Source organism: Shewanella yunxiaonensis (genome assembly GCF_018223345.1).
Taxonomy (GTDB): Bacteria; Pseudomonadota; Gammaproteobacteria; order Enterobacterales; family Shewanellaceae; genus Shewanella; species Shewanella yunxiaonensis.
Genome location: NZ_CP073587.1, coordinates 972,594 through 984,929, shown reverse-complemented (window position 1 = coordinate 984,929; position 12,336 = coordinate 972,594). Strand labels below are relative to the sequence as shown.

Annotated in this window: 8 protein-coding genes; 5 read left to right on the top strand and 3 right to left on the bottom strand. The window is 49.8% G+C overall.

Annotation, left to right across the window (positions count from 1 at the left end):
- Nucleotides 1-206 precede the first annotated feature (206 nt).
- From KDN34_RS04625 to KDN34_RS04610, 4 genes are all read left to right on the top strand, one after another.
- Complete coding sequence (locus KDN34_RS04625) at nucleotides 207-1,271, top strand: GGDEF domain-containing protein (RefSeq protein WP_212595748.1); 1,065 nt, start codon at nucleotides 207-209, stop codon at nucleotides 1,269-1,271.
- Between the two features lie 518 nt (nucleotides 1,272-1,789).
- On the top strand, nucleotides 1,790-2,704 hold the full coding sequence (locus KDN34_RS04620; RefSeq protein WP_212595747.1) for an ABC transporter ATP-binding protein: 915 nt from the start codon (nucleotides 1,790-1,792) through the stop codon (nucleotides 2,702-2,704).
- Nucleotides 2,697-5,552 carry a Gldg family protein gene (locus KDN34_RS04615; protein ID WP_212595746.1) on the top strand — a complete coding sequence of 952 codons (2,856 nt, stop codon included), beginning with the start codon at nucleotides 2,697-2,699 and terminating at the stop codon, nucleotides 5,550-5,552. Before KDN34_RS04620 ends, KDN34_RS04615 begins: the two co-directional genes overlap by 8 nt.
- A gap of 4 nt (nucleotides 5,553-5,556) precedes the next feature.
- Nucleotides 5,557-6,708, top strand: a complete 1,152-nt coding sequence (locus tag KDN34_RS04610) for a DUF4340 domain-containing protein (RefSeq protein ID WP_212595745.1) — start codon at nucleotides 5,557-5,559, stop codon at nucleotides 6,706-6,708.
- Between the two features lie 74 nt (nucleotides 6,709-6,782).
- Here the strand turns inward: KDN34_RS04610 and KDN34_RS04605 are convergent, their stop codons facing one another.
- The gene (locus KDN34_RS04605) at nucleotides 6,783-9,062 is read right to left on the bottom strand and encodes a DPP IV N-terminal domain-containing protein (RefSeq protein ID WP_212595744.1); all 2,280 of its coding nucleotides are present in this window, start codon (nucleotides 9,060-9,062) and stop codon (nucleotides 6,783-6,785) included.
- 167 nt (nucleotides 9,063-9,229) lie between these two features.
- Nucleotides 9,230-10,180 (bottom strand): ketopantoate reductase family protein, encoded by a 951-nt coding sequence (locus KDN34_RS04600; protein ID WP_228730424.1) that lies wholly within the window; start codon nucleotides 10,178-10,180, stop codon nucleotides 9,230-9,232.
- Between the two features lie 196 nt (nucleotides 10,181-10,376).
- On the opposite strand from KDN34_RS04600, the gene KDN34_RS04595 reads away from it, so the two are divergent.
- Entirely contained in the window at nucleotides 10,377-11,366 is a 990-nt protein-coding gene (locus KDN34_RS04595; protein WP_212595743.1) for an LLM class flavin-dependent oxidoreductase, read from the top strand.
- 193 nt (nucleotides 11,367-11,559) lie between these two features.
- On the opposite strand, the gene KDN34_RS04590 is transcribed toward KDN34_RS04595, so the two are convergent.
- Nucleotides 11,560-11,988: a hypothetical protein gene (locus tag KDN34_RS04590; RefSeq protein ID WP_212595742.1), complete on the bottom strand. Its 429-nt coding sequence runs from the start codon at nucleotides 11,986-11,988 to the stop codon at nucleotides 11,560-11,562.
- Between the last annotated feature and the right edge of the window lie 348 nt (nucleotides 11,989-12,336).

Genomic DNA, 12,336 nt, shown 5'->3' with positions numbered 1-12,336 from the left:
GGTTTGCGACCCGCTGGCATCAGTCAATGCCAGCGGCGCCACAACCGACGGCATATTTCAGCGCCAGCCCCCACAGACAGACATTGTGCTTTCGAATGAAAAAGCGTTTGCTTACCCAGCTATAACCCTATGTACACCATGGAAATCTTTAGCCAATTAGCGTATTTTATTCGCCAATAAAATGAGTTTACCGTGCAGTGTCACTGATGGAACGACAAGAGAAGCAGCCCCCATCACAGTCTTACAGCGAAACACCCGTGATGTGGGAAGATGACGCGGCTTATCGGCGAACGCTGCTGCAAATCATTCTGTGGGTGGTTGCCGTACTGGTCTCGGCTTTATCACTCAGTAATCTACACCATACCGACAAAACCGTTTCCATGATGGAAGCGGCGATTGCGATCTACTGTTTAGTCTTTCTGTTGCGACTGCAACACACGGCAAAGACCACTTGGTGGACATCCGGGCTAATGCTGATTGTCGGCAGCGTCATTATCTACGGGATGTACAGCAAGGGACTCTACACCGATGGTTTTTACTGGTTGCTATTAATGCCCCCCGCCAATATGTTACTGCTGGGGTTGGTTTTGGGTGGCATTTTTACGCTGTGCTTTGGCGTTCTGGGTGTAGCGGTCATGGTATGGGCGCAACCCAGTATTGACGGCACCTTGGACACAGCGCTGCTGATTAACGCCAGTGTCAGCTATCTGTTTCTGTGGGCAATGAGCCATATCTTTGAATTTAAAAGAGCGCAGATGGTCCAACGGTTAAGAGAAATCGCGGCACGCGATCCCCTTACAGGCTTACATAACCGGTTGCATCTGGAAAACATCTTCCAGCAAATCGTCAAGTCTCATGCCTCCGAGAAACAGTCCTTCACCCTGTTACTGCTGGATATTGACCACTTTAAACACCTGAACGATGAAAATGGGCATGAAGCGGGTGATCTGATTTTATGCCAACTGAGTCAACGTATGACTTTTCATACCAGACAAAGTGACTGGTTGTTCCGCGTGGGGGGAGAAGAATTTTGTATTCTGTTACCCACAACCCGTAAAGCACAAGCCATGGAGCTGGCGGAACGCTTACGCAATGATATTCAGCAGTTGAAGCCCTACTTTCACAAACAGACGCTGCAATTTACGGTCAGCATGGGACTAGCGGAATGGCCACTTGATGGCAAAGACTTTGACACGCTATATCGCCAGGCGGATATGCGACTTTACCAAGCCAAAGCCCGTGGCCGTAACCAAACTGTCGCCGGTCAGTAATCCTTCAGCCAGCGAGTTGTTAACCACACCTTCAAGGCAAAAAGCACAGGGTAGTAACGCGCAACACGGCAATTTCCTTCACATTTTCAACCTAGCATTTTCCGCGAAACAAGCCAGTATGAGTTGTTATTTACATGGCTTTCACAAACATTAATAGTATTTAAAATCATATAGATAAAATCACTCATCCCACACAAACCTTTCCGCCAGATTAACATCCGTTCATTTGAGGAACTCTTCTAAAAGTTTGCCGGTCTTGCAAATGTAAGCCCCTCTCGGGCATGCATAAAAAACCTAGAAAGATTCATGCATACGGAGAAAAGATGATGACAGCGCAAACGACTCTGCATCGTTTAACTGCAACAGTTTCCATCAATGCCGCTGCCCCCCTATCTCAGCGGCCTTCTGCGGGCACCCCTTGGCCCGACACCCGCTGACCCCAAGGCGGGTATTTTCTTATTCGTTGAATACCGCGATTTGATGTCGCGGAAATTTTTACCCATACACCGGAGAACAACATGATACAGGTTGAACACCTGACACGCCGATATGGCGCTTTTACCGCGGTGAATGACGTGAGTTTTCAAATCGGCCGGGGCGAAGTGGTCGGTTTGCTGGGCCATAATGGCGCCGGGAAATCTACCATTATGAAAATGCTGACCGGCTTTCTTGAACCCACCGCTGGCAATATTTACATCGACAAACTTCAGGTAGGCAAAGACACTCGAGCAATTCAGGCACGCATCGGTTATCTGCCAGAAAATTGCCCGGTATGGCCTGACATGACGGTAATAGATTATCTCGAATATCAGGCATCCTTACATGGTGTGGAGCCGGTACTCATTACGCGTCGCGTTGCTGAAGTGATCCGTCGTTGTGCGCTCAAACAAAAGGCCGTGGCTTCCATCCAGACGCTCTCTCGTGGTTACCGCCAACGCGTAGGCGTTGCACAGGCGCTGCTGCACCATCCCGACATTATCATTCTCGACGAACCGACCAATGGTCTGGACCCAACACAAATTTTGCAGATGCGCCAACTGATCAAAGAGTTGGCAAAAACTGCCACCGTCATTGTGTCTACACATATTCTGCAGGAAGTTCAGGCTGTGTGTGAACGGGTGTTGATCATGCGCAATGGCCATCTGGTGATCGACTCGCGTATTGAAGAGTTGCAAACCGCCCATGGCTTGCAATTAGCCGTCAATCAGGATGCCAGCCAAACTATCCGCGCCATTGAGGGGGTCAGTGCCATTACCCCGCAAGCCGCCAATGATGGCTTATGGCATTGCCATATTGATGCCGCCCCGACGTTGGCCCCCATGATAGCCTCGGCCGTCTGCAATGCCGGACTGCAACTCTATGCATTGGAAATTCAAAAGCGTGACCTGGAAAGTGTCTTTGCAGATGTGAATCGGGAGGTCATTCATGGCTGAAATTCGCCAGATAGCCCGTAAAGAATTTCGCGGCTTTTTTAATTCACCGGCAGCATTCCTGTTTTTAGGCGCCTTTCTCGCCGTATGTCTGTTCGTCGTCTTTTGGGTGGCAGGATTCTTTGCCCGCAATATTGCCGATATCAGGCCGCTATTTCAGTGGATGCCACTGCTGATGATCTTTTTAGTGGCCGCTCTTACCATGCGCAGCTGGTCAGAAGAGCAGCGCAGTGGCACGCTGGAATCACTGTTAACCAGTCCGGTAGCGCCACTAAAACTGGTATTCGGCAAGTTTGCGGCAATGTTGTCCCTGGTCGCACTGGCGCTGTTGCTGACTTTGCCCTTACCCATCACCGTCTCCTTTATGGGGCCGCTTGATTGGGGACCAGTGATTGGCGGTTATGTGGCATCGCTGTTCCTGGCGGCAGCCTATATCGCTATCGGTCTTTACATGAGTTCGCGCACCGATAACGCTATCGTTGCCTTGATCCTTACAGTAGTCGTCTGTGGACTATTTTACCTTATTGGCACACCACAACTGACCAATCTGTTCGGCTATGAAACCGGTGATCTGCTGCGCTCATTAAGTACCGATGCACATTTTCAATCCATCACCCGTGGCGTGCTGGATCTGCGCGATCTTTATTATTATCTGTCGCTGGTAGGCATTTTCGTAGCACTTAACCTGCTGCGGCTGGAACGACTGCGTTGGGCAAATAACCCTGAGAATGCTCGTCATCGCCAGTGGCGGCTGGTGACGGGCTTGGCAGTGGTGAACTTCATCGCGGCTAATTTGTGGTTAGCGCCTGTTGGCTGGGCACGCTTGGATATGACCCATGGCCAACAATACACCTTGTCGGATGCCAGCAAACATTATCTGCAACAGCTGCAGGAGCCACTGCTGATCCGCGGTTATTTCTCCGCCAAAACTCACCCACTGCTGGAACCGCTGGTTCCACAAGTAAAAGACTTACTTGAGGAATATGCGGTAGCGTCTGGCAACAAGGTTCGCGTGGAATTTGTGGATCCACAAAAGAACCAGAAAGCCGAACAGGAAGCCGCATCCCGTTATGGCATTAAACCTTTGTCTTTTGAAACCGCGAGTAAATATTCGGCGGGAGTCATGAGTTCCTACTTCAACGTCGTCATCGCTTATGGCGATCAATACAAGGTGCTGGGTTATCAGGACCTGATTGAAGTGAAAGGGCGTGGTGACCATCTGGATGTGGTGCTGAAAAACCCCGAATACGCTGTGACCAGCGCGATCCGTAATGTGCTGCATAAATGGCAGGCAGGCGGCAGTCCTTTTGATGCCATTAATGGCAAAGTCACCTTCCACGGCTATATGTCCGCCACCGATCATTTACCACAACCGTTACAGAAGCTACGGGGTGAGTTAGATGAGGTATTAAACGCCCTCGGCAAACAAGCTGATGGCAAACTGCTCACTCAATTTGATGATCCGCAAAACAACAGTGAATTGGCAAAAACGCTGAAGCAGCAATATGGCTTCGAACCGCAGATCATGGGCCTCACTGATCGTCACCCGTTCTGGTTCTATATGACACTGGAAAACGGTGGCAGCCATGTGCAGATCCCGCTGCCAGAAAAGCTCGATAAAGACGCGTTAAAACGCAGCATTCAAGCCGCTTTGCAGCGTTTAGCGCCGGGCTTTATGAAAACCGTTGCGTTAGTTGCTCCCAAACCGAATTACATGCAACCAGGTGGCGCCAGCTATAGCATGTTGCGCCAAAGTCTCAGCAAAAACCTACGAGTGGTGGATGAAGATCTCAGTGATGGCAAAGTGTCACAAGATGCTGACTTCCTGCTGGTAATGGCACCGGAAAACCTTAGCAATAAGGCGTTGTTTGCCATAGACCAGTTTCTGATGCGTGGTGGCAGTGTGATGGTTGCAACCTCGCCCTATGACGTGAATGTCAGCGAATCTCTTACCGCACATGAGCACCAGAGTGGTCTCGATAAATGGTTGAATCATTACGGCCTGACTATCGACAAACGCATGGTACTGGATCCACGCAACGCGGCACTGCCACTGCCAGTGGAACGCAATGTTGGCGGCATTACCTTAAGAGAGATACGCATGCTGCCATATCCGTATTTCCCTGACTTGCGGGGCAATCAGTTGTCACCCGACAATCCTGTCACCGCGCAACTGGGGCAACTGACATTGAACTGGGCATCGCCGGTCGCTGTTGACAGCAAAAAAGCGGGCAATCGCGACATCAGCAAATTATTACTGAGTTCTGCCGATAGCTGGAGTTCTGCCAACATGAATATGGTGCCGGATTATCGCGGTTATCCACGCAATGGCTTTAAACAGGAAGGCAAACCGCAGTCTTATCCGCTGGCAGTGGCTGAAACCGGTAGTTTTGACTCCTTCTTTGCCGGCAAGCCCTCGCCTTTACTCGGTGATGACAGCGCGACTAAGACCGCTAAAGCAACGGCCAAAACAGCTACCGACAATAGCTTTGGCGGCGTTATTGAACACTCGCCTGAATCTGCCCGGTTGATTTTGGTCGCCAGTAACGGCTTTGCCAGCGACAGCAGCCTGCAACTGGAATCACAGGGATTGAGCACCTTCTACACCAAGCCCATGGATTTCATTCAGAACAGCATCGATTGGTCGCTGGAAGATCCGGCGTTGCTGGCCCTACGTGGCCGGACACAGTTAGCCAGAACCCTGATAGGAATGAAGCTGGAACAACAGCAGTACTGGGAATATCTCAACTATGGTCTGGTGTTATTGGGATTGGTACTGATCTGGTTGTGGCGCCGACAGGTGAAGATCAGCGATCTGCGCCGTTATCAGCAGATCCTGGCGGAGGTATAACAGTATGAAAAAACTCATTTATATTTTGAGTGGGCTGTTGGCATTACAGCTAGTGCTGGCATTCACGCTTAATTTGGAACACCACGGCATTCAGGGACAAAGCAAGCCCAAAGCACTGTTAGCGTTGAAAGATGGCGATATCGACCATATCAGCATTAGTAGTAACGATGGTAAAACCATTGATCTGACCCGCACCGAGGGTAAATGGCGGCTGTCAGATCAAGATGAATTTCTGGCAAATCAGCAGCAAGTGGCCGCGTTGCTACAGCAGATCTTGACGCTGAAACATGCTGGTGCAGTGGCCGACAGTGACAATGCCACTCGTCGTTTCAAAGTCGCTAATAAGACCTTTGAACGCAAAGTAGTGTTGTCCCAACAAAACGTCGATATGGCCACGCTGTATGTAGGCACTTCTGCCAGTATGCGCGAAACCCATATCCGACTGGATGGTGAAGCTCAGGTGTATCTGGCCGATCTGCCTGTGTACCGTCTGCCAGTGACCAGCAAAGACTGGATGCAGCAGGACTTGCTGCAGGTGAAAACGGCTAACATCCAGGCGTTAAAAATCGGTGATATCACATTACGCCGTAGCGATGTCAGCAAGTCGGCCACCGCCGACAAGGACCAGGCACCAGCGGCGATTGCCGACAACGCCAAAGTCCAAAAAATGGTCGATAAATTGATTGACGACAACGGTAACAAACAGGCGTTAACCCAAGTTTCGGGCAAGTCATCTGATAATTCCGGATGGCAATTAACGCCGTTACCCGTCAATAGCCGCATTAACTTCGGCAAGGTTAATCAGGCACTCCAACAACTGGCATCACTGCGGATCAGTGACTTGCTAGGTGTAGAGCAAAAACCGAATTTCGGTCTGGATAAACCGCTGCTGCAGGTTTCTGTGCAACGCAATAAAGGGGATGAGGTAACTTATCGCCTGGCACAGATGACTGACAGCAAAGACTACGTACTTAAATCGTCACTGAGTCAGGAATATTTCCGGCTGCCACAAGCTCAGGGAGATGCATTTGTCGCGGCCTTTAAACCTGCGGCTTTCAGTGAACCCTTGGTAACGGCAACGCCTAAAGCAGACACCAGTAATCCCCCAAAGCCCGTCCAGGTGGCAGTGATAGGCAAAGCGGGTAACGCTAAATAACCCTTTCTTCCTCCCAACCAAAGAAGCCAAAGGCCACCGCAAGGTGGCCTTTTTATTACGTAGCATGCTCGCTGTTACTTTGCATTCCAGTTAGGCGTTTGCTGGTGCAGCATCTGCTTGATAAAGAACATAAACTGCCGCCGCTGTACATAGTCAATCGGCCCGGTGGAACGCCCCACCGTATGCTCCCCACTGGGAACTTGCAGCAGCTCAAAGTCTTTATCGGCATTAATCAATGCGTTGACCAACTGCAATGACGACGAAGGGTCCACATTGCTGTCCTGTTCGCCAAAGATAATCATCAGTGCACCTTGCAAATTAGCGGCATTCACCACCGCAGAACTGCGCAGGTAGCTATCATCAACCGGCCAGCCCATCCATTGCTCATTCCAGCTCATTTTATCCATGCGATTGTCATAACAACCGGCAAAAGCTACCCCAACTTTGTAAAACGCTGGATGGAACAGCAAAGCACTGAGCGTACTCTGGCCACCAGCAGAAGCGCCATAGATGCCAACACCGTTACTGATGTCATACCAAGGATATTTATGAGCGGCCGCCTGATGCCACAAGATACGATCAGGAAATCCAGAATCGCCTATGTTCTTCCATGCCACATCATGAAACGCTTTGGAGCGATTTGCTGTGCCCATGCCATCCAGCTGCACCACGATAAATCCCAGATTTGCCAGTGCCAGCATCCCAATGACTTTGTCACCACCGGAATGATAGCCAAAGGGCCAAAAATCTTTTGGCACAAAGCTGTCGTGTGGTCCGGCATAAATATTTTCAATTACCGGATAATGTTTGCTGGGATCAAAATGCTGCGGCTTAACAATCAAGCCCCAGATATCGGTTTTGCCATCACGCCCTTTCGCCACAAACACCTGCGGCGCTTTAAATCCAGCCGCCGTGAGTCTGGAAATATCCGCTTTGGCAAGGGTGCGTACTAAGGTGCCATCTGCCTTTTTCAGTTCCGCCATGTTAGGCAGATCGACTCGCGAATAGTTATCGACAAAATACTGCATATCATCGGAGAAACTCACATGGTGATTGGCAGCAGTGTGGGTGAGTTCTGTCAGCCCTGAGCCATCAAAATTCACGCGATAATAATGCACAAAGTAGGGATCTTCGCCGGGGTTTACCCCGCTGGCAGCAAACCAGACTTGTCTTTTTGTGTCATCGACATGCACCACTTCGCGCACCGGCCAATCGCCATCGGTGATTAAGTTTTTCACCTTGGCGTGTTTGCCATCATACAGATACAGGTGAGCCCAGCCATCCCGCTCAGACAACCAGAGGACCTCGTTGCCAAGATTGTTGACATCATGGCGATACCCACGCCACTGGTAGATAAAGGTGTTGCTGGTTTCATCTATCACCACCCGCCCCTTGCCAGAGGCCGCATTCACTTCGATTAAGCGTGCCTGCTGGTGACCACGGCGAGTATATTCAAAAGCAAAGGTTTTGCTGTCAGCCCGCCAGTTCAAGTTGGCAAGCGCATAAGCATTGGGGAACAGCGCCGCATCAATATCGGTATGGTTACCGGTGTGCAGATCAAACAACACAGGTTGCGCCATATCAATCACGTCACCCGGTTTCGGATACAACTGTTGGATCACCTCTGGCTGCAGTTGTGCCTTAGGTGAAGACAATACTCTTGTGACATAACGCGGGTAACCGGGGATGACGCGGAAGATCACTAAGTAACGAGAATTGGGCGACCACTGAATGGTTTGCGGATCGTAGAAGTTTCCGGCCGTACCATCCTGACTTAGCAGCAGTGTTTTGCCATCCTGGTCGAGAACCTGCAGGTTATGATCAATCACATGCGCTTGCAGCTTGCCATCGGGCGAAGAGCGTAAATGATTGTCTGCTGGCATACGCAAATCACGCACTTCGTCATCGGCAATCGGTCTGGAATGCTGTGGTTTCTTGGCACACACTGCGGTGCTGAGGTTGCAGTGCCAGGGTTCATAGTGCAAGAGGAAGCTGATGCCATCATCCTCGTACCAAAAATCGTCAAACGGCAGATTTAGCGCAGTGACAGTTTCACCTTCGGCCTGGCTCATACCTTTGGCAACCATGGCTTGGTCAAACGCCGGGCCTTTTTCGCCACTGTCTGCATTCTCTTTGATAAAAGCAAAGCCACCTGCAACCGTCAGGCGGTAATAAAATTCATGAGAATCCGGCACCCAGCGCGCCGGGAAGGCTAAATCTCGCGTTAATCCTTGCCAGTGTTTGCGCAAATCAACACTGGCTTGAATATCTGCTTTTGAAGGTGCGGCCATCAGTGACGGTGTGATCAGGCACGCCAGCAGTGTTGCCAGCAAAGGTAGGGTAATTTTTTTCATTATTTTGGGTATTCCATTTGCCATGGTCAGGGCGAATTTATGGTGCGATATTCGCTCTATATTTGTAGAAATTTTTGCAATGCGTAACCACGGAAACGGTTCAGTTTAGTTAGTGTTTCCGTCAAATTGCTTCGCTAGCCGCTTGGCATGCAAGGAGGCGTTAACGCTCACCGATGATCTAATGCGCTGGCTCTGAGCAACAAGGTACGGATGAGTTCAGTCGTCTCGGCAGGCTGACCACCTTCACGGCAATATTGGATAACCGGTCCGCAGATATCCTCAATTTCCATGGGCCGACCTTTCTCTCGATCAACTTGCATCGATGTCTTGATGGCATCAAAACGGCAGATCAAACTGAACATTTGCTCAACGTCTTCAGCGGTGAGACTGACACCGGCAATATTGGCTGCACGGGCAGTTTCTTCCATCATCCGGTGCACCGTGTGCCGCAACACCGGATCGCTGGTGACCGCTTGGGTATCCATTAAGGTCAGCGCGGTTAACGGATTTACACCATTGTTGATCACCAGTTTCCGCCATAATGCATAGTTGACCTTGTCATATAAGGTGTTCGGGATCCCGGCCTCGGTGAACAACGGTGATAACACTGCCAGTAAGGGCTGCAATCCCGGATTCGCCGCCGCCGATGGCCATGCACCAAAATCGATCTGCGCTTCGCCGGTTGCTTCCACTTTACCGGGAGCCACAATGTGTGCGCCAATTTTTACCGCTAAGCCACCGGCAGTGCGTTCCATTCCCATAATGGCGGCAATATGCTTTTCATTGGTGACACCATTCTGGAGCGATAGCATTGGTGTTTTGGCCGTTACCACCCAAGATTGCAGCTGTTCCATCAGCGGGATAGTGGCACTGCTTTTTGCCGCCAGGATCAGCAGGTCAAAATCCTCACAGGCATAGTCCTGACACAGTCCAGCAACATCGGTCGCAATCACCGGCGCATCAAACACAAATTGCGGATGTTGCAGTTGTAAGCCATGTTGCTGTAACGCTTGCAGATGTTTACCGCGCGCCACCAACACACACTCATGCCCGGCATGAATTAATCGCGCAGCATAATAACAACCAATACCGCCCGCACCTACTATGGCAAATTTCATGATGACGTTCCTTGCTTGCTGAGACTGTTCCATCATGCCGCTATCGTCCAGAAAATCAACAGCAGCAAACAGTTAACTCACACAAATGGCGATGTTCATCAGCTTTTTACCCAGATCAACCTTAGCATGAGCCGGGTTAATTTATGCGATGCCAGTGTTATAGTGCCAGCATACGATTGAATACATCGGAGTTTGTATGACGATCCCTTATTCAGTGCTGGATCTAGCCCCCGTTGCCGTTAACAGCAATGTAAAAACCGCCTTTTCAAATTCGCTGCAACTAGCACAACACACTGAAAAGCTGGGCTATACCCGTTACTGGTTAGCCGAACACCACAACATGCCAGGCATCGCCAGTGCTGCAACCTCAGTCCTATTATGTCACTTGGGTCATGGCACCTCTCGTATCCGCCTTGGCTCTGGTGGCATTATGTTGCCCAACCATTCTCCCTTGGTCATTGCCGAGCAATTTGGCACGCTGGCGACGCTGTTCGGCGACCGCATCGATTTAGGATTGGGGCGAGCACCGGGAACCGACCAAATCACCATGCACGCGTTGCGACGTCAGCCCCAAGCCGTCGTAGACAGCTTTCCGGATGACGTTGCCGAACTTCAACGTTATTTCAGCAATGCCAGTGGCGCAGTTAATGCCATCCCAGGTCAAGGGTTACAGGTTCCACTGTGGCTGCTGGGTTCCAGTCTCTATAGTGCGCAACTGGCCGCGCAGATGGGATTACCTTTCGCATTTGCCGCCCATTTTGCACCGGAATTAATGACACGCGCATTAACCCTTTATCGCAGTCAATTCCAGCCTTCGTCACGTTGGGCTAAACCTTATGCCATGGTATGCATCAATCTGGTAGCAGCAGATGACCGGCAGCAAGCACAGTATCTGTTCAGTTCAGTGCAGCAACAGTTCCTGCATCTTTATCGAGGCAGTGCCGACAAAATTCCGTTGCCAGTCACCAAACTCTCAGATGATTGGGAGCCACATGAAATCCATGCGATGCAGCGTACCCTCATTCGTTCACTGGTGGGAGATGCCAACGATATTCACCGAGGAATCAAAGCGTTGCTGGCGGAAACTCAAGCCGATGAACTGATGTTTAACGGGCCTATCGTTGATAGGCCCGCACGAATGCATTCCTTCAGCATTGGCGCAGCAGTGATGCAATCGTTAGGTTAACTTTGGCTGTCAACCTTTGAATGATGAGGCTTCGCTTGATTGGATTAGGGTGGACACAAGCGTGTTAGAACGTTGGCTGTATCAGGTGAGTTTCAGATAAAAATTTCTATGGGGTAACGCTTCGCCAAGAGGCGCAAAATGCTTGGTTATAATTAGTGAAGAATGAGTGCAAACCAAGCGTTTTGCGTCCCTTTCATAATTGCCTTGTTATACGTTTAAACACCAGCAACCAAAGTATTGGTAAAAATACAATTGCTAAAGCTACACCATAAGAGCCGATATCACCATAAACAATTGTGGAATTAAAAAAGCGAAGAAATCCATTAGGGTCAAATGGTATGTAATTGATATTGCCATGAAATAGTATTGAGCCCAGAATAACAATTGCAATACTTAGCCATGACCTTTTGGGTTCATAGCTATAGACAAGATAAGCTGGGATTAATGCCGCTATACCTATTCCGATAAAGTTCTGCAATATGTGATAAAGGTGAAAGTGTTCTTTAGGAGAAAACCACCATAGTATTTTACCAGCAGCAGCTATACCGATTGCTGAGATAGTCAAAGCGTAGTAACTGGCAGCGATGCAAATACTGAATAAAATTAACTTTAAGTGATTCATACTCGATCTTCCCTGAACGTATAATGTTGTAACTGTGGGGCGCAAGCGCGATAGCGCGCAGCGTCCCGCACGAGTGCCTTGTTATGCCTTGGCATTGATAAATTGTTCATAACATTCGGTATACACCCTGAATCGCCACCGTTAAAGTGAACACTTTGTAGCATTACAAAAACTTGGTCAACTGGAAGCGACTTTGTCGCAAGCGCAGGTGAGCAGGTAACAAAGTTTGGGCAAAAGGTTGATACTCAGAAAATGCAGGCAAGGTCTTAAGTTTGAGGGTACGAGATAGTGATAGCCGAGCAGGAATGGCTTTCGAAGATAGAAAGCCGTGAAGCCTGAGTGTTGCCA